The sequence below is a fragment of the Arthrobacter sp. 10N43 genome (assembly GCF_056394525.1).
Genome location: NZ_JBFTIA010000009.1, coordinates 42,415 through 66,417, shown reverse-complemented (window position 1 = coordinate 66,417; position 24,003 = coordinate 42,415). Strand labels below are relative to the sequence as shown.

Genomic DNA, 24,003 nt, shown 5'->3' with positions numbered 1-24,003 from the left:
TTCCGGACAGCGGCCACCGGTGGCGCAAATGTCCATATGCGATTGATTCAGGCCAAAATATCCGGCGCGGGAGCCGTGACCTTTTTGCGGGCGTATGCGCGGTTGGCCCGTTGCCTGGCGCCGCAGCGGGCGGAGCACCACTGCCGCCTCCCGTGTGTTCTGACCATGAAGCGATCGCAGGGTTCGGACGCGCAGCGTGCAACCCGGTCCGCATCAGGACCCGTCAACAGTGCGGCTGCGTCCTCCGCGATCTGCGCCATTGCATGGTCGACGATCTGGGTGAGCGGGTGGCTGGCTACGCGGTTCAGGCCCTCCCCGGGACTGTATCGCAGCAAGGCGGCGCTTGGCACTGCCGAAAGGGCACGGTTGATGCCTTCCAGCGAGTCGGGATCGGGAGCGACGCCCTCGGCATGGGCCAGCAGCACGGCGCGGAGCTTCCTTCTCAGATCCGTGAGCCGAAGCTGGCAATACTCCAGCAGGCCGGTGCCCTGTGGTGCCAGGCCATGGCCAACGAGCCACGCCGTGGCGTTCACGGGGCCGTCCAGTTCATCGAACTGCTGCCCGCCCGGGAGGGTAACAACACTGTTGCCCAAAGCCAGGCACAGATGCTCGGCGGTTCCCGGAGCGTCAGGAAGTGGAACTGTGGTCATCTGATCACGTTATCAGTTGCAATTTAGCGTGATAAGCCTCTACCGTGTACTCATCACGCTAAAAACATCTACATACCGTGATAGGTGAGGTAGTTCCATGTTTCGTCCACGTCCTTCCGGCACAGCCCCGTTCGCGCTGTCAGTGCTCGACAATGCTTTGACCGGCGCCGGTTTTTCAGCCCAGGAAGTGTTCAGCGACGTCGTTGGACTCGCGCGGCTTGCCGATGAGCGCGGGTACCAGCGGTTCTGGATGTCAGAACACCACGCCATGCCCGGAGCTTCCATCCCATCTCCCCAGCTCATGGTGGCGCGGCTCATCGGCGAGACCCGGCGCATCCGGCTCGGCGCGGGTGGAATCATGCTGCCCAACCACGCTCCCCTGATGATCGCCGAACAGTTCGGCATGCTGGACGCACTGGCCCCCGGGCGGATCGACCTGGGCCTGGGGCGGGCGCCTGGAACCGACGGAGAAACGGCGGCGGCGTTGCGCAGTCATCATGCCGCGAATGATGACTTTCCCGAGCAGATCGATGAATTGCTCGGCTTCCTTGGGGACGATTTTCCGGAGGGCCATCCCTACCGGGGCGTGCCGGCCGTGCCCGGTCCATGGCAGGACGAACAGAACCGGGTCCCTCGGGCCACTTCGCGCGTCGACATCTGGATTCTGGGATCCTCCACCTATTCGGCACACCTGGCGGCCCGCCTCGGCCGGCCATACGCCTTTGCGCTGCAATTCGGCAGCGCAGACGTTCTGAATGCCATGCGCATCTACCGCGAGAACTTCCGCCCTTCACCGTTCCTGGACAAGCCCTACAGCCTGGTCAGTGTGGGCGTGGTGGCAAATGATGATCCGGTTGAAGCCCGGCGCCAGTCGGCGACGGCGGCCCTGGCGATGCTGAGGATGTTCCAGCGCAAGACTTTTTCGATCTTCCCGCCCGAAGAGGTTGAGGCCTTTCGGGCCACCTTCCAGGAGAGACAGGTCATTGAGGAGTACACCGACCGGGTAATTCACGGAACGGCGGACGACGTGGCGCAGGGGCTGGAGGAGCTTCACGGCCAGACCCGTGTTGACGAGGTCATGCTGGTTGTCCAGGGTCACTCGCGGGGCGTGCAATCGCGCACAGTCGAGTTGCTGGCGGACCATTACAATATGACCGCACAGGCTGCGACTGCCTAACCCAAGGTCATTGGGGCGGTGCGGTTGTCATAGGAATCCCGGGCTGACAGTACGTCTTCGATATGTTGTTCGGCCCAGCGGCCAAGCGCCGTTAATGGCTCATGCAGTGTTTGGCCCAGGGTGGTCAGCTCGTATTCAACGCGTGGGGGCATTTCGTCGTAGGCCGTCCGTTCTACGATCCCGTCACGCTCCAGATCCCGCAGGGTATCGGCCAGGACCTTGCCGCTGATGCCGTCCACGGCATCACGCAGTTCGCCGAACCTCAGTGGACCGCCACTCAGGGCGATGATGATCATTGCGGTCCACTTGTTGGCGATTTTCGCTAGGGAAGTCCGCGAGGGGCAGGTGGCCACCATGACGTTCCAGGCGGGTGCGTTCATGGAATCGGGCTCCTTAGTTACGTTGATGTAACAGGTTACCGAATGTAACCATGAGCTTCGTAACCCAATCTAGGAGATCAAGATGACTGACCAGACACCCGTTGCCGTAGCCGGCTCATACTTCGCCGCCCTCGGCCGGGGCGATGTGCCCTCGGCAATGGCATTGCTCAGCCCCGACGTCGTCTGGCACCAGCCGGGCTCGAACCGATTTTCCGGTGATCACAGGGGAATCGACGGCGTGGGTGCGCTGCTCGGCGGGATGATGGAAACGAGCCAGGGAACCTTTCAGCTCGCCGTCACCGGGCCCGCGATGGCGAACGGCGAGTTCGTCGCCGTTCTGGTGCAGTTCTCCGGTAAGCGCGCGGATGCATCGATGGACATGTCCGGCGTCGATCTCCTCACGATCCGTGATGGAAGGATCGCGGAGGTTAGGCTCTTCTCGGCGGACGGCCAGGCGGAGGACGCCTTCTGGGGTCAGCCCTAAGCCCTGCGGCAACGGACAGCCGGCAGTGCCAGCAGCATGCTGCTGGCTGTCAGCCTGCCCGCCATCGCCGAATCTAAGAACGCCCGCTCCAGCCGGACAGCTTCCTTGAACGTGGCCGCGACGCGTGCGCGGATCACCGCGTCGGCGGGCTCGACGGCGTTGAACTCCTCCCGCAGCCACGTCACCCAGCCGTTGTACTCCGGGTTGTTGTGCAGCCGGATCCATTCGCTGTGCTTCGGGGCTGCCGGCCAGGAGCCCGGCTCGCCGGCACGTGCCGCCCAGTCGCAGTACAGCCACTCGGCCACGAGCAGCACCGCAACAAACGTCCGGGTAGCAGCGGGTGTCCAAGGCACGGCGCATCAGGGCGTCGAAGTCCTGGGTGGCCGCCGTCAGCTCCGGGCTGTTGCGCTCCGCTTCAGGGACGGCCAGTTCCTTGAAACAATCCTGGAAGTAGCCGTTTTCATCCAAGGCGAAGGCTCCCAGGACACCGGCGAACACCAGCCTGGACGGCAGCGACGGCGAGGAGGCCACCGCCTGCCCCAGCAGGGCAACAAAGGCATCGCAGAACTCGTAATCCTGCACCAGGTAGTGCCGCAGCACGGAATCCGGGAGGCTGCCGTCCAGCACCCGGACGACGAATCCGTGCCCGACGGCGGCGTCCCAGTCCGCGGCGCAGCGGTTTCTCAGCTCTTCGGCAAAGCCCATGATGTTCGCTCCTGGAATGTCAGGTGGGAGCCTGACAGTTCCCCAGACGCGTCGTTCTAGAACGGAAAACGCAGCATATGCTCTGACCATCTCCAGACCTGGGGGCCGGTAACAAAGCGCCCGTGGAAGGTGCCAAGGCCCACACACTCGGGTCCCGTCTCCGACGTCCAGCACTGGTAAGTGCCCGCATAGTCGACGTGTGGCCCTTTGTAGGCAAGGCTGAGATTACTGGTGATGACGACGACGCGCCGCCCGTCGGGAGCGAGCCGGCTGAGAGTCTCTTCCGGCGACGTGACACGGCGACCGCCGTCGCGTTCTTCCGCAATAAGGCGCGCACCGCGAAGCAGGGTCGCCAGCCCTTCAGGATCCGCGGCAGCGATGGCGGAAGAGAACCCCGCAAGGAGGTTCTCGAGGTGGTGCCGCGCCACGGCAAGGCGTGACTGGAACTCCATGTCCTGTTGGGCTGCTGCGAATACCCCGGCGAGGGCTTCAGCCCGTGGCGCACAGCTGACGGCTGTCATGTCAGCTGGCCGGAGCCCGGCGATCCGTGAGCAAACGCAAAAGGGTCCACACCGTGACGGCCACGACCAGGGCCATGGCCCCTGCGCCGAGTCCGGAATAGCCGACGGCGGTGAGAACCGGTCCTGCGAGGGCTCCGCAGCTTGCTCCGGTGAGGTTCATGAGGAGGTCTGAAACACCTTGCAGGGGACCCCGGTCGGCTACGGACACCGAGTCGCCCACCAGGGCCGAACCGGAAACGATTGATGCCGACCATCCGAGGCCCAGGAGGATCAGGCTTGGAGTCACCATGGTGTGCGGTTCGAGCCAGGCGAGCACCAAGGAAGCCAGCAGCATTGCCTGCCCCGTCAGCAGCACCGGAACCCGGCCGAGGCGGTCTGAGAGCCATCCGAACAGCGGTGAAAGGCCAAACATCCCTGCAATATGGAGGCTGATGGTCATGCCGACGACGGCGAGGCTTGCCCCATGGTCGTGCAGATGCACCGGCGTCATTGACATCAGCGCCACCATGGTGCCGTGGCTGAGCGCCACCACCGTCACGGCGTAACGGGCGCCGGGTTTGCGGCGAAGGATCGAGAAACCGGAATCGGTTTTGGTGAGGGCGCCGTCGTCTTCTGCCGCCGCGGCTCCCTCGACGGGAGGTTTGGCCCGGAGGCCCGCGTAAAAGACCAGGGCGGCAAGCAACTGGGCCGCCACGGTGAACGCGAAGGCGCCCGTCAGTGTCGGCAAGTGGAGCAGCCTGCCGAGGGCCTCTCCCGGTTCGAAGAGGTTGGGGCCCGAAACTGCTCCAATGGTGGTTGACCAGACGACGATGGAAAGGTCGCGGCCGCGGGTCTTTGGTGTTGACAGATCCGTGGCGGCGAATCGGGCCTGGAAGCTCACCGCGGTTCCCGCACCCAAGAAGATGAGTCCGATCAGCAACGCCGGGAAGGCTGATAAGGCCGCCGAGGCGATGGCGATGGCTGCTCCGAATCCGGAGGTCAGCGATCCGGCCGCGAGCGAGGCGCCCCTTCCGCGTTTTACGGCGGCACGGGCCAGGGGGATGGCAAAGGCGGCGGCGCCGAGTGTGTTCATCGTGGCGGCCATTCCGGACCAGGCCGTGGAACCGGAAACCTGGACGGCAAGGAGGGAGCCCAGCGAGAGCGAGGCACCCATTCCGATTCCACCGAGGATCTGCCCTGCGATAAGGACGCCGATGGTGCGCCGTTGGTCTTCGTGCCGGCCCGGGGCGTCCGTTTCAGCCGCTACTTGAAGTGTGGCAGGAGTTTTCATATTTGCTGACTTTCTCCGTGAATCGGGCACGGCAACAGAAGGGAAGGTCCGCGAAACAAGCGGAGCTTCCCCGTTGCCGGACCTCAGCCCCAGGTGGTCTTGATGCTTTCGATGAAGGTTCTGAACTGCGACACCATGGAGAAGCTCCCTGGAGCGCAGAGCCATTGCTGCTGCATGCCGTCGAGGACGGCGATGGTGTTGTTGACGATTGCCTCCACGGGCGCGTCCTGTGCGACGTCCCCGTGGCTCTTCCCGTCTTCCAACGCTTCGCCGAGCCATCGGCGCAGGCTCGAGTAGTGGTCCAGGAGCCATTGGTGCGCAGGGTGTCCCGGTTCGGTGGCTTCGGCGGAGAGCCTGACGAAAAGGCCAACCCAGTCGGGCCTGGTGGAGTTCCTCGCAACCAGGGACACCAAAACGTCGAAGGCTGCCCAGCCCAGCGGGGCCAGCTCTCTGTCGAAAAGGAAGTCTGCGTCTTCCTTGGAACGGTGCTCGAGCACCGCTGCCAACAAGGCCGTTTTGGACGGAAAATGATGGAGCAGGCCGGATTGCGAGAGTCCGGTCTTCGCCGCGACATCGGCGATGGACGTTCCACCGTAGCCGCCCACTGCGAAGAGCTCAATCGCGGCCTGGATTGCCTTCAGCCTTGCGGTTTCGCCGTTGCGGCGGCGCCGGGGGCGCTCCCGCTCTATCCGGTATCCGGCTGGATACGACATGGTTTACTCCTTGCTTGTTCCGGCCGCCATGGCCTCGCGCTCTGTGGGAGCCAGTTCCAGTCTGACATCGCCGAGTCCACGCGCGACGACGATCCGGCCTCCGGTGATTTCGTCCCAGCGTTGGGCGGTACTGTTCCACAGCCGTTGTGCGCGGCAGTCGCAGCTGACGTCGATGCTTGCCTGTCCTCCGGGTTCCAGGTGAAGCTGTGCCCAGCCGACGAGCCGTGGAGGGATGGACGGGTCATCGGGGAAGCGGTAGACCTGCACTGTTTCTGTTCCTGCGCGGTCCCCGACGTTGCCGAGCGTCACGCGTACGGATGTCACGGTTTCCCGTTCCATGGAGGTGATTTCGGCGCCCTTGTAGTCCCATTCGGTGTAGCCGAGGCCGTGTCCGAACCAGAACAAGGGTTGCTCGTCGGAGGTGCTCCATCCGCGATATCCCACCCGCGTTCCCTCAGAGTAGGGGAGTTTGCCGCCGCGCGGCGTTACTGACCATGCCGGGCCTTGGCCGTCCCGGGCTGGGAAGGTGGTCACCAGGCGTCCTGCAGGTTCGACGTCGCCGGTCAGTGCCGCGGCGATCGCGTCGCCGGCTTCCTGTCCGGGCAAGCCGGCAAACAGCACAGCGTCCACGTCCGCGATCCAGGGCATGAGAACGGGTGTGGCGGCGTTGAGCACGACGACGGTTTGCTTCGCCACGGCTGCGACTGCTGCCACGAGGGCGTCCTGGTCCCCGGGCAGGGCGAGGGTGTTCTTGTCCTGGCCTTCCGTTTCCTGTTCCTGGGTGTATCCGACGACCACGACGGCGATGTCGGCGTCTGCGGCTGCTGCGACGGCGTCCCGGATGGCGGCGGCGCTGTTTTTCAGCGCAGGCTCCACGACCAAGCCGATGAGGCGGTTCTCGTTCTCAGCGTCGGTGGTCGCGGTGATCCGCGCGCCCGGTTCGACGTCCAGTGGTGCAGCGTGGCTCTTGGGGCGGAAGAAGCCGCCTCCCGGGCCGTCGTGGAAGGGGGTCCGTACCGATTCGCGGTGGCCGGGGGCAGTTATGTCCCAATTGCCGGCCCCGCGGGTGCCGATCATCATCCGGGCGGGCCTGTCGATTGTCAGCTCGGCTGAGAGTTCGATGGACGCCGCTCCGGAGGCCCAGCTTTCGCCACTGACTTCAAGCTCCGGGACTTCGAGATGGCGGGTCCCGAGCAGCTTGCCTTCCTTGTCGAAGATCCGTGCACGCGCACCGCGGGTCCCGGTTTCCGGGTCGCGGAGGAGTTCCGGGTTCGCTGCGAGCCATTGCGTGCGGGTCTGGACCCCATCGACGACGGATACGCGGTCCTTGCCGAGGGCGCGCGCTATTCCCGTGGCGGCGCTGACGACGTGGGGCGGGCGCACGATGGCGGAGCCGCCGCCTTGGGCCACCGTATCGATCCCGTGGCGACCGATCACCACGACGCTTTCTGTGGAGTCCTTGCGGAGCGGAAGCGTGCTGTCGCGGTTGAGCAGGACGGCCATGCTGCGGGCGGCGAGCCGGCGCAGCTGTTCGCGGCGTTCCGGGCCGTCAGGGCGCGGCAGATCCGTTGTCCAGTTGCGCCCTCCATTGAAGGCCCCCACCCGTGATGCGAGCCTGAGGAGCCTGCGGAGGTGGTCATTGATGGTGTCCTCGGAGACGTCACCGCTTTGGACGGCGGCGACCAGGGACCGGCTCCAGGGAGTGTCCGGACCGGGCATGACGAGGTCGAGTCCGCCGTTGGCGCTTTCAACCGCGGTCTTGGCGGCGAGCCAATCGGAGATCACCAGACCGTCGAAACCCCATTCGTCCTTGAGGACCTTGTTCAGCAGTTCGTCGTGCTCGGTGGCCGTGGTTCCGTTGATCCGGTTGTAGGAGGCCATGATCGTCCAGGGCCGGGCGTCTTCCACCATGATCTGGAAGGGAAGAAGATACAGCTCCCGGAGGGCAGCTTCCGGAACCACGGAGTCCACGGTGGTGCGCTCGGTTTCGGCTTCGTTGGCCAGGAAGTGTTTTGGCGTCGCGGCGATCCCACGTTCCTGGAGGGACTGCACATAGGCCGCTCCGAGGTGGCCGGTCAGCAGAGGGTCTTCGCTGAAGCATTCAAACAGGCGCCCGCCCAGAGGGGTCCGGTGAAGGTTTACCGTGGGCCCCAGGACCACGTGGGTTTCTTGGTCTTCTGCTTCGTCCGCAAGGATTTGCCCGACCTCGCGCATCACGTCCAGGTCCCAGCTTTGGGCGATGAGCGTTGCGTTGGGCAGGAGGCAAGAGACCCGACCTCCGACCACCAGCGGCCCACGGACCCCTGAGGGGCCATCAGACATCACGATTTCCTCTAGGCCGATCGAGGGCTCGTCCCAAAGGCTGAACATCCTTTCGCCGGAGAGCAGCCGCACCTTCTCCGGGAGGCCCAAAGTGGCGATTGCCTGTTCGATGGCGTTGCCAAGGTCCTGGCCCATTGCCGCGGCCTCCTCGCGGTCCGTGCTTGTCTGGTGATGTTCACTCATCGGACCCTCTTTACGGGGAGGATGGTCAGTGCACCGAGCAGGGCAATTCCGGCCGCGACGGCGAGCATGAGTTTGTAGCTTCCGCCTCCCATTGTGAGCAGTGCGGCTGATACTGCCGGGGCAAGTGTTTGGGGACCGGCCATGGCGATGTTGAAGACGCCGAGGTCCTTCGCTGTGTCGTCTGGGTTGGGGAGGACATCGATGACGAGGGCGAGGTCAACGGCGATGTAGATGCCGAAGCCGATGCCGATGACCAGTTCCGCCCAATAGAACCCGCTTGTGGAGTCTGCCAGGCTCAGCATCCACGTGCCTATGCCGAAGATTATGGCTGAGATCCAGATGAAGACCTTTCGACGCCCGAGCCTGTCCGAGATCCAGCCGGCGATTTGGCCTGCCGTAACGAGGGCGAGGGTGTAAATGAGGACACCGGTCGCCAAGGCACCTGCTGCGTCCTGTTTGGAAAGGCCCAGGTCCTGCTGCAGGTACAGGAGGCGGAACGTGACGAACATGAACAGTGCCAGGACGACGAGAAAGCGTGAGATCCAGGCAAAGGCGAAGTCCGGGTGCTTGACCGGGTTGACCCAGAAGGTCTTTAAGGCGGTGCGGAAGCCACCTTCGGATGCAGGTCGGCGTTCCATGGGCTGGTCCGGCAGCACGAATGCAAAGACGAGGACCAGGATCAGCCCGATGACGCCCGGAACCACGAAGAGAAGGAGCATGTTCTGCCCGAGAAGACTTGCCGAGTACGCCGCCCCCAGGCCGGCGGCTTGGGAGGCGATGCCGATCATGCCGCTGACTTTGCCGCGCTGCCACTGAGGTATTTGGTCTGCCAGGGAGGCCGTATGTGCAGCGACCGCAGCATTGCCAAGGGCCTGTGCGAAGAACCAGCCGATGCCTAGAACCACGACATTCGGTGCCATGGCAATCACGGTCAGGCTTACCAGGAGTCCCAGGGCTCCAGCGACCAGCCATGGGCGACGGCGGCCGAAACGCCCAATCGTTCGGTCGCTCAGCCGGCCAAAGACGGGATCGAAGAGTAGGGCGGCGAAGGCGCCCATGGAGATGACGAAACCGAGTGTAGGGGCAACTTCAGCTGGGGACACCAAGGACTGCACCTTGAGCGTCATCCCGGCCACGATTGGCACGGAAAGGGCCGTCATAAGTCCAAGCCGGGCGGCCACCATCGTGGCGATCACGCTTGCTTTGGCTTTTTCTTTGGGGGCAGAGGTGGGGGGCGACTGCAACGTCGCTGCTGCAGCCGGATCAGACACAACCATGGGTCTCATCGCTTTCTGTGGATTGGGAACGCCAGGCATCGGTGCCGGGTGTGATGAATACCACGGTAGCATTAACAGACCGAGTACTCGGTCTGTTAACCAGATCGTTATTTAATTCCTTGGGCCCGGAGCCTTCTGAACGGAATGTCAGAAGGCTCCGGGGCCCGGACTATCCGTGAAGCCGGACGGCTCTGCTCAGACGGTGAAGACGCCGGCCTGTGGCACCGTTGCGGTCTCTCCCGGTTTCAGGACCAGCAACCTGTCACCGCTGCCGTCTGCCTCGAACAGCTCGCGCATCTGGCCCGAGGTCTGCCGGAAATGCGCCCAGGAATCGGCATGGACGGGAATGATCAGCGCCTCGGCAAGAATCTTCGAAACTTCGAGGGCTGCGTCATTTCCCAAGGTGAGGTCGGCACCGTCGGCCAGTTCCTTGAATCCCGCGCCGCCGGCACACAGGATGGCGACGTCAATGGGTCCGCAGTTCTCCTCGATTTCCGCCACCACATCAACGGATGCGTTGTCTCCGCTCACGTAGATCCTGGGGCAGTCCTCACCCGACAGGACAAACCCGGCTACCGGTCCACCCTGCTGCACTACTGCTTCAGGGCCATGCCGTGCCGGAACCGCGGTGACAGTGAGGGCCTTGCCGACCGGGCGGGCCACCGTGGCGGACTCATAGTCCGCCAGCCCTGTGACATGCTCTCCGAACTTGGCTGCCGCGTCCGGGGTGGTAAAAGCCCTGGCCGAGGACGCCAGGAACTTCCGTCCCGCGCGGTCCAGGTTGTCATCGTGCTCATGCGACGCCAAAACCAGATGCACCGGGGCGATCTCCCCGGGCGAAAATGCGGGCCCGGCCGTCTTGACGAGGGTGATCGGAGCACCTTCCTGGCGGTATTCGCCCGGTGGATCAAAAGTGGGATCGGTGACGATCCGGAATCCGTCAAGGTCAAGGACTGCAGTGGGCCCTCCAATGAGCGTGACGGTGAGGGTCACTGCGCCGCTACCCCCGCGGCCGATTCCACCAGGTTGCTCTTCTCCAGTGGCTGCTCCGCATGGACGGCCCCGCTCCAATCCGCGGTATTTGCCACGGCCGCGAAGTTCGAGTTGAGCAGGGCCATCAGCGTGGTGTGCACGGTCTTCGCGTCCACGGTGCCCGCGCTGTTGGAGATGTTGATGGCGCCGGTGGCGTCGGAGAGGACCTCGGTGGTGAAACCGTGGATTTCCGCGTCGCTGGCGGATGCGATGACGCAGTTGTTGGTCATGTAACCGGCCAGCGCGATGGTGTCCACGCCGTTCTCCCGGAGCCATTCCGCCAGCCCGGTACCCGGGAAGACGGAACTGTACTGCTTAACTACCGTCTTCCAGTTCGTGGAACGGCGCTCCTCCAGGGAGGGATGGAGCTGCCATGCTTCTTTGCCCGGATTGAACACCGGGGCGTCCTCGCCGGCGGAGTGCTGGACCATGACAACCGGAATGCCGGCCTGTTCCGCGGCTTCGACGGCGGCCGCGATGCGCTGGATCGAGTCCTCGCGCGGCGGGTACTGGATGGGCAGGAGTCCGGTGAAGTATTCCTGCTGGGCATCGATGACGATCAGGGCACGACGGGGAGCCGTCATGTCCACCTCCTGGGTTCTTGGACGGGCGCGGCCTTCGCGCCCAAGTCCAGCCTTCCGTGCCCGCGCATGTGCCACAATTGGCACAAGTGCACAACTCCGATGAAATCGGGCCAAGCAGGAGGTGCTTCCTTGTGAAAGCGGTGAAGATCGCTGTCTATGCTTTCGACGGCATAACCATGTTCCACCTCTCGGTTCCCCAGATGGTGTTCGGCGAGGTGGCCCGGCAGGGCCTGGCCGACTGGGAGACGGTCCTGTTTACGGACCATGGCGGGTCGGTCCGCACGGTGGAGGGGTACGGGATCGATGGCCTCTCCGGAAACGATGTGGTGCCCGCGGCGGACATTGTGGTGGTCCCTTCCTGGTTTGACGACGGACGGCCCCTGCCGGAGGCATTTGCCGGCGCGATCCGGCAGGCACACGGGAAGGGAGCGATGATCGTCGGCCTATGCCTCGGGGCGTTTCCGGTGGCTGACAGCGGCCTGCTCGGCACCCGCCCCGCGGTAACCCATTGGCATGCGCTGGACGCGTTCAGCGAACGCCACCCCGGCATCCCCGTGGACCGGTCCGTGCTCTACATCGACCACGGGGACGTCCTGACCTCCGCGGGAACCGCCGCCGCAATGGACGCGTGCCTGCACATCGTGCGTTCGCGGCTGGGGGCAGAAGCCGCCAACCGGGTAGCCCGCAGCTTGGTGGTCGCTCCGCACCGCAGCGGCGGGCAGGCCCAATACATCGAGCGTCCGGTCCGCCGGCCCGGGGACTCGAACCCCATTGCGGAGGCGCTGGACTGGGCGGTGGAACACCTTGGCGAGAGGCTCGGCGTCGACGACCTCGCCCAGGCCGCCCACATGAGCCGGCGCAGTTTCATCCGGGCATTCCGGGCGGCCACCGGCACCACGCCGGCCACCTGGCTCCGCACGCGCCGGCTGGACGAAGTGCGGCGGCTCCTGGAAATCACGGACCGTCCCATTGAGCAGATCGCCGCCAAATGCGGTTTCACCAGCCCGGTCACCATGCGGCAGAACTTCATGTCCGCCTACGCCACCACGCCGTCCGAGTACAGGCGCCTTTTCAGCGGGCAGACCGCCACAGGTTAGCTAGGGCGACAGGGACCACACAGGCGATGTCTCCCCGCGCCATTCAAGGAGTGAGGCAGTTGGGTCCTGGTAGGCCGCCTGCGGGATGGTGCCACGTCGGCCATCTAACCATCGCTTGACGTCGATTTATTGAGCTGACCTATGAGTTGGCGGTTCGCCTCCCGGGCGGCACCCAGTTCTTCCTCTTGGTCTTGCAGCTTGGCTTGTAGTTCTTGGATCTCATTCTGCAGTATGTGGTTCTGCTCCTCGAGGGCGGCATGGTTATGGGGTGCACCCAGTCCTGTTCGGGAGTAAGCCTGCTCGCCGAGGAGTTCCGACAGCCGGGCTTCCAGGTCGGCGATGTGCTGGGTCTGGCGGCGGACGGTGGCTCGAAGGTTTAGGTTGTCGGCTTCGAGGCTTTGGCGCGTAGTCGTGGTAGCGGTGGCTGCTGCCGACGGCTGGTCTGCAGCCGCGTAAACGGCCGCGCGGAGGTCGAGATGGCGGTGGATAAAGGAGCGGTGCACTCTGGCTCGGGCTGCGACCGAGGAGATGGTGATCTCGCTGCCTTGTGTCCGCATGGCGTCCAACGCCTGGGCCACGCGGGCGCGGCGGGCATTGACGTCGCGTCGTCGGGCGACGGTCAGCGCGCTGGGACCAGGTTCGGGCATCATGACTGCCCCTCTTGGAGGCCGATTGTGGGCATGCCCAGCGATACCTTCTGCCGGGCGCTGCGAATCACGTCGATCGCTTCCAGGATCTGCTGCTGGTCCGCGGGACTCAGCTGGTCGAGGTCATCCTCGACACGGCGGATCAACGCGCGCAACTGGGCGATCTCTTCGTCACTGGGCGCCGCCTTGGCCCGTACCCACTCCTGCACGTCGGTTGCCGCGAGGATCCGTTCGCGGTCAGCCAAGAGCTGTTGGAGATAGGACTTCAGCTCAGGTAGGTAGGAGGCGTCGCTGCGGAAGTGACCGCAGCCGATGCAACTGTACTTATAGGGGCAGGCGTGGCCACCAGCTTTGACGTTTGATGGCTCCGTGCACACGCCAAACGGCACGGCGATCTGCCCAACGCGCAGCCGTGCGTGTTCCTCAGCGACCAGTCCGGCGATGTCGGCGAAGACACGGTGGCCCTGACTGTCGAACTGGTGCTGGGCGACTTGATTCACTGCCTGGCGGACCCGCTTTTCCGTCACCCGGTAGTAACCCATCGTTGTTTCCATCGAGACATGGCCCATCAGTTCACGCAGTACGTCCGGAGGTGTGCTGTGATCGGCGTGGCGTTGGGCGTAGCTGTGCCGGTAGGCATACGGAACCACGACCCCGGCGGGAAAGGGCTGGCCGGCGGCGTCGACGAGCTGCTCGGCAATGGAGTCAATGAAAGCTCGGTGAGCTTTGCTCATATGCGGGACGCCCACGTGGAAAGTGCCATAAGGGTTTAGCTGGTTCCGCGGGAACAGCGCCAGTTGGTCCAGCGGCGTGTTGGGGAACCGCTGCCGAACGTTCTCGCGGTGCTCTCGAATGAGGTCGGCTGTCTCGACGCTGATCGGGAGACGACGGTTCGGTCGGTTGTTTTTGCTGTCCGTGTAGATCAGCACTTGATGGCCGTCCGCTGTGGTGTCCAGGCAGTCCCAAGGGAGCTCGCATGCTTCCTCGGGGCGTCGGCCCGTGTCGATCAGCACTTCGACGATACGGCGCACGTCCAGTCCCGCGCGTGCTTCCAGTTCTGCCAGGTGCCCGTTGATGGTCCGCTGGACGGGGATGGGAAGATCCCGGCCCGGCCCCGGGTCCTCTGGCGGCCTGGGGATATCACTATGACGCAGTCGGAAGTCGTCCGGCAGCCCGGCTAAGGGCTGTGCCGGCCGGGTGAGTCCGAAGGTGCGGACGTCATCGAGGAAGCGCCGAACCCGGGTGCTGATGACGTAGCGCTTTTTGCTGCTGATCTCGCCGCTGCGTTCCAGGTATGCCAGACGGTTGGTGAAACGGACCACGTCGGTCCGGTCGAGTTCGTTGAGCACGAGGCCGTGGTCGGGGCGGCCGTGCTGCAGGCTCCAGGATAGATACCGAATAGCCCGGACCGTCTGCTTGGAGGTGGCGCTGGCCTGTCGACCGCGGTGCAGGGGAAGATCCTCCAGCACCCAGTGCTTGGCTGCCTCCCGGAGCCACGGCTGGGACAGGACTTTGAAGTTGATCTGCCCCTTGCCGCCGAAGATCGCCAGGTCCCATCGGTCGCGCTGTTGCTCTCGCTCGGGAGAGGTGAGGCTCCGTTGCACGGCGAGAGTCAGTCCCCGGGTCAACGCGGCCATGTGCGCGGACTCCCTGCATATTGTGTTCTCGAGGAGATCGAAAATACTGGACACCTGTTGCTGGCGGGCATGGCGTACCAGGGCACGCAACTCGATCATGGAGGTCTTGGTGTGGTCATCGGTTCGCCATTGCAGTCCGGCGAGGATTTCTGTGATCAGCTGATCGGGAAGTCCCTTGAACGCCACGATCCGGCCGCTGTCGGCGGGCGGTTCCTGGGATTGTGCCCAATCCGCCAGGTCCGGTGGCGGATCTGTCCGCCGGGACCGGCTCCACCGGAGGCCGTGCGGGTGGCAAAGTCGGTTCGTTGCGCCGGCGACGCGGGAGCAGGAGGGTACCCGACATGGTCCGAAAGAGGACAACGGCGTTGGCTTGGCCGTCTGCAGCCAATCCTCGACGGTTGATGAGGGATGCTGGATGAATCGGTAGTCGTGGGCCGAGCATAGGCCTGAGCGTTTGAAGGCGGGGCGAGGGCATCCGGAGACGCGACAGAACCTTTCGCCGCACACGGGTCGTCCACTCGTGGTGTTCAGGAATGCCTCGATCGATAGGCGCCGGCTGCGGAATTCACGGCCACAGGCCCGGCATAGATCGTGGCCCGGGGTGGCAACGCTGGTGCTGCAGTCCTTCCGCGCGCACTGCCGGACGCCGAGCAGCGGGTGGTTCCGCGGGGGTTCCAGGATCTGCTCGTCGGCCTTCCAGCCGGCTGCGGCCAGGAAGTCGGGCCGCAAAGCGGCACGCAGCGCATCGATCTCGCTGTTCGGGGCTTCGGCTTCGACTCGGAAACGGCTGCCGCTGCTCATGTAGCTCACTGTTCGTCTCCCGTCGTTCGGGGTGCGGGTACCCGCTCGACGACGGCACGGAGCCGTTCAGGTGATGGGTGCAGATACACCTCGCTGGATGAGATCCGGGCATGGCCGAGGAGTTCTTTGAGCACGTCGGCGGTGCCGCCGTGCTCCGCTACGTTGGTGGCGAAGCTGTGCCGCAGCATGTGTGGATGAACCGGTCGGCTTAGGTGGGCACGGGACGACAGCCGGGCCAGGAGTTCGTTGATGCCGCCGGGCCGCATCGGGGTCCCGACGGGGTCGGCAAACAGGTTCACCAGCAGGAAGTCCGACCGCCCGCCGGGGTCGATGCGCTCCCGCTCAACGATGTACTGGTCGTAGGCCTGAACGGTGAGCCAGTCAGCCGGTACGACACGCTGGCGGCGGGACTTTGCCCATGCGCCGTTCGGATTTGTCCTTCGCACCACGTGCAGGTGCGTGCCTCGGAAGCCGCAACCGAGCTGGGAGGCATGAGGCACGAAGTGGATGTCTGAGCGGCGCAACCCGGCCAGCTCTCCCCGGCGCAATCCCATGCGCCACATTGCCAGGACGATGAACCGGTCGCGGGCGTTACGAGCCGCTCGGACCAGGCCAACCACGTCCTCCCCTTCAGCGTTCAAGATCGGAGAGTGCGGTTCGGCCAAACGATGCCGGGCGCTTGCGCGGGGATGATGGGCGCCCCGTTCTGCCTGGTTGAGGGTATAGCTGTCGAAGGAGTCATAGACCACTCCCAGCACCTGCGGGTCCAGCTGACCTACCGCGGCAGCGTGCCGGAAGAAGCTGCGCACTGCAGCCATGATCGCGTTCACTCGCCGTGGCCCACGCACCACTTCGGTGCGGCTGGCGGCTAGGTGGTCCGGCCGATAGTGCTGGAGCCAGTAGACAAAGCGGCCAAGATAGGGGGCGCTCTCCCGCCACGGCTTGCGAATTGATGCAGCCCAGTCGAAGAAGAGTGCCAGCGACGCAGCGTATGACTGGCTGGTGGACTCAGCTCCATCCCGGCCGAGCCGGTGGTGCAGCAGGAAATCATCTGCCTCCATCCCTACACGATGGGCTGGATCGAGCACAGTCCAGTAACGCAGCTCCGAAGGCATCCTCACCAGAAAGGACCTGAACGTCGCCGCGGCCAGATTACCCCCTGCACTCATCCCAGAGATGATGCTCATGCGAAGGATGGTAGAACTTGCGACGTGAAGGACGTTCCCGACACACCGACAGTTGCTGTGCCGGACACATAGGGCAGTACAGAAATACGACGTCCGCGACAGCCTTGGCGGACCCAACAGAACCGGTATTTCCCGGAACTCGTCGCGGCCCTCGCCTCCGAGGTGCCCCCGGGGTGTGTGATCGACGGCGAAGCCGTGATCTGGACGCAGGGCCGGCTGGACTTCTCCGCGCTGCAGCAGCGCCTCGGCGCCGGCCCGAAAACCCTCCCCGGACTGGTCAGCCGGACACCCGCTAACTACACCGCGTTCGACATCCTGGCCGTGGCCGGACACGACGCCCGGGGTCTGCCGCTGCACCAGCGGCGGGCACTCCTGGAAGAACTCGCCAAGGAATGGCAGCCGCCGCTCTCCCTCTCCCCCGCCACCACCGACCCGGAGGAAGCGGCCCGGTGGTTCGAGGAGCTGCCCACACCGGAATCGAAGGCCTCGTCATCAAAGACACCGATCAGCCCTACACCCCGGGAGCCAGGAACTGGCTGAAGCTCAAGCGCCGGGAAACCGTCGAAGTCGTCTGCGGTGCGGTCATCGGACCGATCACCCGGCCCGCCGAGGTCGTGGCCGGCCTGATCTTGTACGGCGAACTGCGGATAGTCGGCCGCTCCGCCCCGCTGAAAACAGCGGCAGCCCGCGAGCTGGCACGCTGGCTGGAACCACCCCGGCAGGTCCATCCGTGGCCCGCCACCGTGAAAGGCACTGCCCTGGACCGGTTCAACCGGGACAAAGAACCGGTGGCGCTGACCCTGGTGGAACCCGTCGTCGTGGAAGTCTCCGCCGACACCGCCTGGTCCGGCCGATCCTTCCGGCACCCGCTCCGGCTCGTCCGGGCTCGGCCCGAGCTGTCCCCGGCAGACATCGGCCTGCCCGATATCCTCCGGCCACCCCTTCACTAGACGGGGCTGTGGTTTTTGTCCGCGGTCCCTGACACACTGACTGTCAGGATTTCCTGACAGAAGGACGTGGTCCATGGGCTGGGTATCGAACGACAACGAACACGAGGGCTGGGCGGCCGCCGTCGCACCCGACGGGCGGCTCTCCGCATCATCATCGGGCGAAGGAATCCTGGTGCAGGGCATCACCGGCCGCTACCCGCCGGACAAGATGCTCCCCGACTACGAAGTAGTCCCGGACCGGGAGATTACCGGCTGGCGCGGAGCCTGCACATGCGGCTGGCGAGGCGAGCTGTGGGAGCGCGTCACGTCGCCGGCGGCTACGGACTTCAGCCGCCGGCGGGACTTCGTAGCGCCGGACGAATTCGCCGACCCTTCCTCCGAGGTCGAAGACGCCATCCACGAGGAGTGGAAAGCCCACCTCGCACCGCTGGAAGCCGTAGCCGGTGTGGAAGCGGCAGCGCGCGAATACAACCAGGCCGGCCACCGGCTGGACAAAACCGTGGCGGCCGCGAAGGCCGCCGGCGCCTCCTGGACTGACATTGGCCGCGCAGTCGGCATCACCCGCCAATCCGCACACGAACGGTGGAACGAGAAGCAATAACACCCGGCGCAATCAGCCAGCAAACCTCGGAGGTCATCCGGGCCGAATTCCCTCTTCCCTCCTTCGACCAGGTGTGATCCAGGCTCACCTGCAAAAGTGCCGTAGACCCCGATCGGATTCCCCGCGGTAATAGCCCGCAGTGGCGACGGCCACTGGACGCACGCGCTATGTCTACGCTTCGACCGTTGGAGCGTATGGACGGTCGGGCGCCAGTACACTGAATCCGGCTTTTCCCTTCGGGGCGGCCGCGTGGGGAAGGGCCCATGAGAATAGCGTTACGACGTCCGCTGGATTGGCCACGTCTGGAGGCATCGCGGCGGGACTAGAAAACGCCTTCTGGCCGTCCCACTGATCTGCTGCAAGGGTAAGTATGACTGCCCCTGTCGTACGGGAAGAAGGATCATCCAGCGCCTTCTCTTTGGTGAATTGCTCTTCAAGCGGCATTCTTGTCCACCGCGAAGATCCCGAAAAATCCCCGCGTTCACGCCTGTTCCGCTCGATGATTGGGAACTTGACAGATCCTGTCTCATCCAAACCGATCGTCCGCATTTCCGGGTTCCCGGTCGGAATTGGCATAACGACCTTGAAGCAGGTGATGCTTCCCTTGTCTGCCGCTTCTCTCACGAACTGAATGTCCGCGGCAAAGAGACCCGGCCGGCCCCACTCAAACGAAGAGAGGGAGTCGATAATCATTTGCGCTGGCACCAGGCCAGTCCTGGCCTTGTACGACGACTGCTTGTTGGTGCTGGTGGTGTAGTCGAAGGATTCCACCTCCGTCAGACAGTTGAGGACGGGTGCTATAGCCACCAGGTTCTCGCGGTTCTTAGTTTCCTTCGGAAGCCGGGACGGCAAGTAGAAGAAGTCCTTGAAGCGGTCGCCCTTTGCATATTGAACCAACTGAGCGTTGTACATGCGGCTGCGCGCAGTCGGCCTAAGCCACGGCAAGCTCTGGAACACGAGCGGTGGAATGTTGATGGGGAGCACCTGGGGCTGTCCATTTTCATCCAGTTCAGCAAAAAGCTCGAGCTGGTCGCGAAACTCTTCCTCATCACCGATCATCGATTCAAAAGCCTCGTACAGATCATAGGGCTTAGGGTTGCTGGCCGAAGCTGGAACTTTTCGTCCGATATACAGCCGCACAAGGTCTCGATACCCCGGCCGGTAACCGAACCAGCGGCCCATCTGCATCAGGGTGTCCGCTGCCAGAGCCTTTCGTGAGTACCAAGTCACGGTCAGGCCTTCGATCGTATAGCCGCGGGAGAGCTTTGCCCCGCCTACCAGCATTTTCCACACTGGCCCCTTCTGGAAGTCGGCACCGGCCTGCGTGTATTCGCTATCTTTGTCGCCGTTGACAACGGCGATCGGGCTAAGCCCGGCCTCTACGCGCTTCACGACCTCGGGAAGGTAAACGGCGACGTCATCAAAGGAAGAGGGGATCGGGTGTGTGCGTGGATCGGGCAACTCAGAATCGGTACGCTGCGCCAGTTCTCGCATAACCACTTCAAAGTCGTCCGCCCATAGTTGCGCCATGCGGTCATACCCGTCGAAGCCCAGATAATCAGATTTCTTCCATAGACCATGAATCTCGCGGGCGAGGGCATCGTGCTCGACCTGCCTGACGGATTCGTGAAAAAGCATCGTGTGATGCTTGAAATCGCCCTGACTGCCTCTAGCCTCTCGCCAAAGCTTAATTGCGCCACTTAGAACAAAGGAATCCACGGCTCTTTGCATTTCAACCTGCCGCACTTCAACCATGTCTGGAGGTGAAGATATGTCCCTCACGTACGCTGCTTGGTTGCTTGTAGCAGGAGTTCTAGTCTCGCCAGGTTCAAAGACTGCATGACGGTCGTGAAAGGAACGGCCCCCCATGTATGTGTCGGGAGGAGTCAGACTGAAAATGAAGTCCTTGGGATAAATATCATCAACATCCGAGGCGTCGATGAAAACGTTGGCGAAGGGGGTAGCTGTGTATCCCACGTACTGGGCGCGAGGCAATATCCCCAACAGTTCGGACAAGAGCTTGTTGATGGCAGTCCGCTCTCGCGCCTGCTTGTTTTCTTCATCCTGTTCTTCTTTGGTGAGCTTCACAGGGGGCTTTTTGGTATTGATTCCGGCTTGATCGGCCTCATCGTCGATGATCAGGGCCGGGTAGTCTTGGGTGTTGCCCCGGATCTGTTTGAGATCTTTGATGAGCTTGCGCAAGACCGCTGCGTTCTTCTTGATCACTACAAGCCGGACAGGCGTATCCCACAGGTTGTCCGGATGGTAGATCTTCTGTTGGTTGCGGATATTCGACTTGTAGTCGAGGGTACTGAGGCCGGCTTTGAGTGATTTGTAGTCATCGGTGCTTTTGGTCAGGCGGATTATGTGGGGGACTCCCGGAACACTTTCGGGGTCGTAGCCGAACTTTACGAATTTGTCGCCTGCCAACCAGTCCGCATCCCGGTTCGCTATATAATCGATGTTCTCTCGAGCCAGTACTTCGTCTGAGAGATCGATGCCGCCGACGATGTTTTCAAAACCAACGAGTTCCTTGTCAAGGCGCCGCTGGGTCTGGCTTCGAAGAAGCTCAAGGGTGCCGGTCAGTACGATGATGAGCCGGTAGCCCGCATCGATCGCTTTTGCTACGGTGCCGGTGAAGTTCGCCGTCTTTCCACTCTGAACATGACCCACGACGAGACCTTTGGTCTGATAGGTTTCGTCCCATGTGGGGTCTGCGAACCGGCTAACGATCTCTGTAGTTGATTCATCTAATGCCACAATTGCATCAGCATCGAAACCTCGGCGTTTGAGTATCCCCTGGTAGACGTCCCAATAGTGGCTTCGCGTTCGACGGTCCGATGAGTACCACGGCCAGCGGCCATCAGTTGGATTCGCGACAATCGTGCCTGCGTTGATGATCGGATAGAACGAGTTGATGGCATCAAACTCGTGCTCGGAAAAGCCCAGTTTTCCGAGCACGTATGCGCGCCGTTCCCGGCCCTTGGGCTGGATAGCGGGCTGCGGTGCCTCGTTAAGCCATTGTGAATCGGTTGTCTGATCCCATCTGGACAGAGCCAGCCGAAATTCGACCTGGATGGGGTCGTTTGGGTCCCCCTCAAGGGTCAGGAGGTCGGTCAGTGCCAAGTGTGTGAGCGCTTCGACGCCGTCTTCCTCAAGGGAGAAATTAACACGGTTGAGGAGTGGCTTGGGTCCCCTCTCGGCGATCATGGCGATGGCGCTCGTGACAGCGTCTGTCTTGGTCTCAGCTATGGGCATCGGGACCTCCGTAGTAGGAACTCGTGTAAGCAGCAAATCCAGTTAGCGCGCTGGGAATTCCATCCGCACGCAGGTGCGAGACATCGGTCCTATATGAAACTTCCGAAAGGTGCTCATAGTGGGGAATCGCCAGTCGAAGAGCGGAATCTTGGAGAGATGGAAATTGCTCGTCCACTTGGTAGAAGGCCGGGTGGGAGCGGAGAACGTACGCGTTGCGATACGACTCGATGTCCGTTTCCCTCCACCCCAGCCTGTCTAAGTACTCATTGAATTGCTGAGCGTGAGGGCCAAGGACCTCTCGAGCCCTGTCTACCAGGTCGACCAGGCTGAAGGCGTTGTCTGCTCCGCCGGCCGCCGTGATCTGAACTGACAGAAACCACAGATTTCGATTCGCCGTAGGTTCAAGCTGCGTTGCTGATCCAATGCGATGACTTCGTCGTTCTGATTTGGTGGTCTTGACTTCTAGATCGAACGCATCAAATGCGAAATCGTGCTGTTCGGCTTCCGGTCCAAGCCAGGAGGTCAACGCCGAAGCCGGGTCAGTGCCGCAGAGGTATGTCAGGAGAAGCAGCTCTCCCAGGAGCCCGGTCTGCTTCTCCAGGGTCAATAGCTGACGGCTTTGGAGGAGCATCTCATATTCATCGATGCTCCGGGAAACAGCGACAGAAAAGTAGTGACCCTGCTGCAGTTCCTCGACAATCTTGGCTATGAATGAGTATGCAGCGTAGTGCATTCCATCGGCCGCAAGTTTCAGGCTATAGCAGTCCTGATCGGCCAAGTATTCAACGTCGATGTTCTCGAAGGGGTTGAGGTCAGGTATCGAGGCGTCCTTTGGAACACGGAGTTCAAGGCTCCCGGTCGAAGGCTCTATGCGAAGCTCGCAGCGAGGAACCTGGCAAAGAAGATGCACAACGGTGTTGGAGGACTTGAAATAGCGTTCGATGGTCTCGGGATCCAGTCTGCGAACGGCTTCGGGCGAACTCGGGATCATCTGTTGCCGTTCTCGTCGTGGTTCTGCTGACCGAAATCTTCGTTAAAGGCAGCCATCAGGACTTCATTCAGGATGCGATGTCTGTCTTCGCGCAGGGCGTTCCATCGTTGTTCGACTTTAAAATCGCTTTCCAGAAGGAAGTAGAGGAACGTTTTGAGAAGCTGTCCGTCTCGATTGCTCAACCTGCCTTCGGATCCGTAGATCTTCCGGACGAGTTCCACATTGACATCGACCCGCCGGGCCGAGCGATCGGCACGGAACAGTTCGGTGGACGGAAGGGTGACGAAGCGCAGGTCAATTGGATCGAAATCAGAGAAATCTTGTAGGCCATCAAGCCGAGACACGACGCTGGGGTTCAAACCGAGGGCTGGCTCAACGAGCCGTATCTCTTGGCGTTTGGTTTTCTTCGCATCCTTGTGGACGCGCTGCAGATCAGAAAAATAGGAATCCAAGAAACTGGGTGTAGGCCCGAGTGTGTGGGCTCGGGCCATTGCCGTGGTGAAATCTGCAGAGTAGACCGGCGTGACCTTCTCAGGATTGAGCGTTATGTAGCGCTCGTTCGTGGCATCAAGGTCAATCTTGATGCGCCCAAGTCCTAGCTCTTTCTTCGGCAGACGGAGGCCAGCCCAGTTTTGTCCCCCCGACAAGAGCCTTCCTCGTCGATACAGGTAAACTCCCTGTCGTGCTTCTCCTGGTTCTCCGCCCAAGTCGAATGCAGGTGAGTTCAGACGTGGAGGAAATGCGTGTGCCTCAAGGGTGCAGGACGCTCCGTCTGGAAGATCGACCACAAAATTACGGGGGTATCCATCCTGCTCCAGGGAGTCCTCAAACGGGTCGATAGGATCAACTCGGGTGGGTGGCAGAGCTCTATCGCGGTCCACATCGAAGGTGTCTATGTCTATTTGGATGTCGCCCTGGTGTAAATGACGATGAAAAGTGACTCCGAGGTGTTCGCGGATGGCGCGAAGCTTGGCTGATCTCCATTCCGTTAGCTCGCTCTGCTCGGTCGTGTGTATGACGTCTTTGAGGCCGCGCCACTCTACTATGGTGCCGCTTGTCAGGTCCATGCCCGCTACCCGATCAAGCCGCTCGTTTGCGGCCCCGTCAGCCATTACACCGACGCTGAAGTCTCGGCTGACCGTCTGGTCCATCCGGCGGCCAACTGCTGGTCCCCATTTCTGACGTGAGTAAACCTCAAAGGAAGTTGCCTGCGACAGCGAGGCCGCCTTGAGGCCGAGCCCAAAATGTCCCAGTTCCCCCGATCCATAGTCACGCCGCGCCCCGAAGGTCATCGCTCGTTTGATGTCCTCAGCGGTCAGGCCTCTTCCGTTATCGATGATTTGGATCCCCAAAATAGCGGTTCCCCGCTGCACGAAGCGGATCCGGACATGGCTCGCTGTGGCATCGATTGAGTTATCGACTAGGTCTGCCAATGCACTCGTGAGGTTGTGGTGCATTCCGATGGCGGCAACAGCTGAGGGGTCCGGCAAGACCGTCTCTGTAGACCATTGATGTTCGTCGAGTTCGTATCGCACT

Annotated in this window: 22 protein-coding genes and 1 pseudogene; 6 read left to right on the top strand and 17 right to left on the bottom strand. The window is 62.7% G+C overall.

The annotated features are described in order from the left end of the window. Positions 1-47 precede the first annotated feature (47 nt). Positions 48-650 carry a CGNR zinc finger domain-containing protein gene (locus AC1DDO_RS16690; RefSeq protein ID WP_476972300.1) on the bottom strand — a complete coding sequence of 201 codons (603 nt, stop codon included), beginning with the start codon at positions 648-650 and terminating at the stop codon, positions 48-50. A 97-nt stretch (positions 651-747) separates the two neighbouring features. Between AC1DDO_RS16690 and AC1DDO_RS16685 the strand changes: the two genes are divergently transcribed. Beyond that, positions 748-1,827, top strand: coding sequence for an LLM class flavin-dependent oxidoreductase (locus AC1DDO_RS16685; protein WP_476972299.1), 1,080 nt, complete (start codon positions 748-750; stop codon positions 1,825-1,827). Here the strand turns inward: AC1DDO_RS16685 and AC1DDO_RS16680 are convergent. After that, entirely contained in the window at positions 1,824-2,207 is a 384-nt protein-coding gene (locus AC1DDO_RS16680; protein ID WP_476972298.1) for a winged helix-turn-helix transcriptional regulator, read from the bottom strand. The genes AC1DDO_RS16685 and AC1DDO_RS16680 overlap by 4 nt on opposite strands. A gap of 82 nt (positions 2,208-2,289) precedes the next feature. Between AC1DDO_RS16680 and AC1DDO_RS16675 the strand changes: the two genes are divergently transcribed. After that, positions 2,290-2,691 (top strand): nuclear transport factor 2 family protein, encoded by a 402-nt coding sequence (locus AC1DDO_RS16675; RefSeq protein WP_476972297.1) that lies wholly within the window; start codon positions 2,290-2,292, stop codon positions 2,689-2,691. Here AC1DDO_RS16675 and AC1DDO_RS16670 read toward each other — a convergent pair. From AC1DDO_RS16670 to AC1DDO_RS16630, 9 genes and pseudogenes are all read right to left on the bottom strand, one after another. Further along, positions 2,688-3,044 (bottom strand): hypothetical protein, encoded by a 357-nt coding sequence (locus tag AC1DDO_RS16670; RefSeq protein WP_476972296.1) that lies wholly within the window; start codon positions 3,042-3,044, stop codon positions 2,688-2,690. The genes AC1DDO_RS16675 and AC1DDO_RS16670 overlap by 4 nt on opposite strands. Before the next feature lie 85 nt (positions 3,045-3,129). Next, a pseudogene (locus AC1DDO_RS16665) lies at positions 3,130-3,396 on the bottom strand (thiaminase II/PqqC family protein); the annotation flags it as partial. Between the two features lie 56 nt (positions 3,397-3,452). Further along, positions 3,453-3,917, bottom strand: coding sequence for a hypothetical protein (locus AC1DDO_RS16660; protein WP_476972295.1), 465 nt, complete (start codon positions 3,915-3,917; stop codon positions 3,453-3,455). Between the two features lies 1 nt (position 3,918). Further along, positions 3,919-5,187, bottom strand: a complete 1,269-nt coding sequence (locus tag AC1DDO_RS16655; RefSeq protein ID WP_476972294.1) for an MFS transporter — start codon at positions 5,185-5,187, stop codon at positions 3,919-3,921. Positions 5,188-5,270: 83 nt separating this feature from the next. Beyond that, positions 5,271-5,900, bottom strand: coding sequence for a TetR/AcrR family transcriptional regulator (locus tag AC1DDO_RS16650; protein WP_476972293.1), 630 nt, complete (start codon positions 5,898-5,900; stop codon positions 5,271-5,273). 3 nt (positions 5,901-5,903) lie between these two features. Further along, positions 5,904-8,405: a glycoside hydrolase family 3 C-terminal domain-containing protein gene (locus tag AC1DDO_RS16645; RefSeq protein ID WP_476972292.1), complete on the bottom strand. Its 2,502-nt coding sequence runs from the start codon at positions 8,403-8,405 to the stop codon at positions 5,904-5,906. Then, positions 8,402-9,682, bottom strand: a complete 1,281-nt coding sequence (locus AC1DDO_RS16640; RefSeq protein WP_476972291.1) for an MFS transporter — start codon at positions 9,680-9,682, stop codon at positions 8,402-8,404. The genes AC1DDO_RS16645 and AC1DDO_RS16640 overlap by 4 nt, the downstream gene beginning before the upstream one ends. Before the next feature lie 195 nt (positions 9,683-9,877). Then, complete coding sequence (locus AC1DDO_RS16635) at positions 9,878-10,675, bottom strand: MBL fold metallo-hydrolase (protein ID WP_476972290.1); 798 nt, start codon at positions 10,673-10,675, stop codon at positions 9,878-9,880. Next, positions 10,672-11,298 (bottom strand): isochorismatase family protein, encoded by a 627-nt coding sequence (locus AC1DDO_RS16630; protein ID WP_476972289.1) that lies wholly within the window; start codon positions 11,296-11,298, stop codon positions 10,672-10,674. Before AC1DDO_RS16630 ends, AC1DDO_RS16635 begins: the two co-directional genes overlap by 4 nt. Positions 11,299-11,429: 131 nt before the next feature. On the opposite strand from AC1DDO_RS16630, the gene AC1DDO_RS16625 reads away from it, so the two are divergent. Next, on the top strand, positions 11,430-12,395 hold the full coding sequence (locus tag AC1DDO_RS16625) for a GlxA family transcriptional regulator (protein ID WP_476972288.1): 966 nt from the start codon (positions 11,430-11,432) through the stop codon (positions 12,393-12,395). A gap of 104 nt (positions 12,396-12,499) precedes the next feature. On the opposite strand, the gene AC1DDO_RS16620 is transcribed toward AC1DDO_RS16625, so the two are convergent. The 3 genes from AC1DDO_RS16620 to AC1DDO_RS16610 are packed head-to-tail and all read right to left on the bottom strand — an operon-like array spanning position 12,500 to position 16,667. Then, a complete protein-coding gene (locus tag AC1DDO_RS16620) occupies positions 12,500-13,045 on the bottom strand; it encodes a DUF6262 family protein (RefSeq protein ID WP_476972287.1) in 546 nt (181 codons plus the stop codon). After that, positions 13,042-15,480 (bottom strand): tyrosine-type recombinase/integrase, encoded by a 2,439-nt coding sequence (locus AC1DDO_RS16615; protein WP_476972286.1) that lies wholly within the window; start codon positions 15,478-15,480, stop codon positions 13,042-13,044. Before AC1DDO_RS16615 ends, AC1DDO_RS16620 begins: the two co-directional genes overlap by 4 nt. Positions 15,481-15,485: 5 nt before the next feature. After that, the gene (locus AC1DDO_RS16610) at positions 15,486-16,667 is read right to left on the bottom strand and encodes a tyrosine-type recombinase/integrase (protein ID WP_476972285.1); all 1,182 of its coding nucleotides are present in this window, start codon (positions 16,665-16,667) and stop codon (positions 15,486-15,488) included. 177 nt (positions 16,668-16,844) lie between these two features. On the opposite strand from AC1DDO_RS16610, the gene AC1DDO_RS16605 reads away from it, so the two are divergent. From AC1DDO_RS16605 to AC1DDO_RS16595, 3 genes are all read left to right on the top strand, one after another. Then, entirely contained in the window at positions 16,845-17,207 is a 363-nt protein-coding gene (locus tag AC1DDO_RS16605; protein WP_476972284.1) for an ATP-dependent DNA ligase, read from the top strand. Beyond that, entirely contained in the window at positions 17,117-17,617 is a 501-nt protein-coding gene (locus AC1DDO_RS16600) for a hypothetical protein (RefSeq protein WP_476972283.1), read from the top strand. Before AC1DDO_RS16605 ends, AC1DDO_RS16600 begins: the two co-directional genes overlap by 91 nt. A gap of 73 nt (positions 17,618-17,690) precedes the next feature. Continuing rightward, a complete protein-coding gene (locus AC1DDO_RS16595) occupies positions 17,691-18,218 on the top strand; it encodes a hypothetical protein (RefSeq protein WP_476972282.1) in 528 nt (175 codons plus the stop codon). A gap of 171 nt (positions 18,219-18,389) precedes the next feature. On the opposite strand, the gene AC1DDO_RS16590 is transcribed toward AC1DDO_RS16595, so the two are convergent. Genes AC1DDO_RS16590 through AC1DDO_RS16580 form a run of 3 tightly spaced genes read right to left on the bottom strand, consistent with a single transcriptional unit; the run spans position 18,390 to position 24,002 of the window. Continuing rightward, positions 18,390-21,476, bottom strand: a complete 3,087-nt coding sequence (locus AC1DDO_RS16590; protein ID WP_476972281.1) for a Z1 domain-containing protein — start codon at positions 21,474-21,476, stop codon at positions 18,390-18,392. Further along, the gene (locus AC1DDO_RS16585) at positions 21,463-22,467 is read right to left on the bottom strand and encodes a PD-(D/E)XK motif protein (protein WP_476972280.1); all 1,005 of its coding nucleotides are present in this window, start codon (positions 22,465-22,467) and stop codon (positions 21,463-21,465) included. Before AC1DDO_RS16585 ends, AC1DDO_RS16590 begins: the two co-directional genes overlap by 14 nt. Then, positions 22,464-24,002 (bottom strand): ATP-binding protein, encoded by a 1,539-nt coding sequence (locus tag AC1DDO_RS16580; protein WP_476972279.1) that lies wholly within the window; start codon positions 24,000-24,002, stop codon positions 22,464-22,466. Before AC1DDO_RS16580 ends, AC1DDO_RS16585 begins: the two co-directional genes overlap by 4 nt. Position 24,003 lies beyond the last annotated feature (1 nt).

Excerpts from the sequence above, each read along its gene's own strand:
- AC1DDO_RS16690 (WP_476972300.1), bottom strand. The coding sequence starts at position 650 with ATGACCACAGTTCCACTTCCTGACGCTCCGGGAACCGCCGAGCATCTG.
- AC1DDO_RS16685 (WP_476972299.1), top strand. The coding sequence starts at position 748 with ATGTTTCGTCCACGTCCTTCCGGCACAGCCCCGTTCGCGCTGTCAGTG.
- AC1DDO_RS16680 (WP_476972298.1), bottom strand. The coding sequence starts at position 2,207 with ATGAACGCACCCGCCTGGAACGTCATGGTGGCCACCTGCCCCTCGCGG.
- AC1DDO_RS16675 (WP_476972297.1), top strand. The coding sequence starts at position 2,290 with ATGACTGACCAGACACCCGTTGCCGTAGCCGGCTCATACTTCGCCGCC.
- AC1DDO_RS16660 (WP_476972295.1), bottom strand. The coding sequence starts at position 3,917 with ATGACAGCCGTCAGCTGTGCGCCACGGGCTGAAGCCCTCGCCGGGGTA.
- AC1DDO_RS16655 (WP_476972294.1), bottom strand. The coding sequence starts at position 5,187 with ATGAAAACTCCTGCCACACTTCAAGTAGCGGCTGAAACGGACGCCCCG.
- AC1DDO_RS16650 (WP_476972293.1), bottom strand. The coding sequence starts at position 5,900 with ATGTCGTATCCAGCCGGATACCGGATAGAGCGGGAGCGCCCCCGGCGC.
- AC1DDO_RS16645 (WP_476972292.1), bottom strand. The coding sequence starts at position 8,405 with ATGAGTGAACATCACCAGACAAGCACGGACCGCGAGGAGGCCGCGGCA.
- AC1DDO_RS16640 (WP_476972291.1), bottom strand. The coding sequence starts at position 9,682 with ATGGTTGTGTCTGATCCGGCTGCAGCAGCGACGTTGCAGTCGCCCCCC.
- AC1DDO_RS16630 (WP_476972289.1), bottom strand. The coding sequence starts at position 11,298 with ATGACGGCTCCCCGTCGTGCCCTGATCGTCATCGATGCCCAGCAGGAA.
- AC1DDO_RS16620 (WP_476972287.1), bottom strand. The coding sequence starts at position 13,045 with ATGATGCCCGAACCTGGTCCCAGCGCGCTGACCGTCGCCCGACGACGC.
- AC1DDO_RS16615 (WP_476972286.1), bottom strand. The coding sequence starts at position 15,480 with ATGAGCAGCGGCAGCCGTTTCCGAGTCGAAGCCGAAGCCCCGAACAGC.
- AC1DDO_RS16610 (WP_476972285.1), bottom strand. The coding sequence starts at position 16,667 with ATGAGCATCATCTCTGGGATGAGTGCAGGGGGTAATCTGGCCGCGGCG.
- AC1DDO_RS16595 (WP_476972282.1), top strand. The coding sequence starts at position 17,691 with ATGGGCTGGGTATCGAACGACAACGAACACGAGGGCTGGGCGGCCGCC.
- AC1DDO_RS16590 (WP_476972281.1), bottom strand. The coding sequence starts at position 21,476 with ATGCCCATAGCTGAGACCAAGACAGACGCTGTCACGAGCGCCATCGCC.
- AC1DDO_RS16585 (WP_476972280.1), bottom strand. The coding sequence starts at position 22,467 with ATGATCCCGAGTTCGCCCGAAGCCGTTCGCAGACTGGATCCCGAGACC.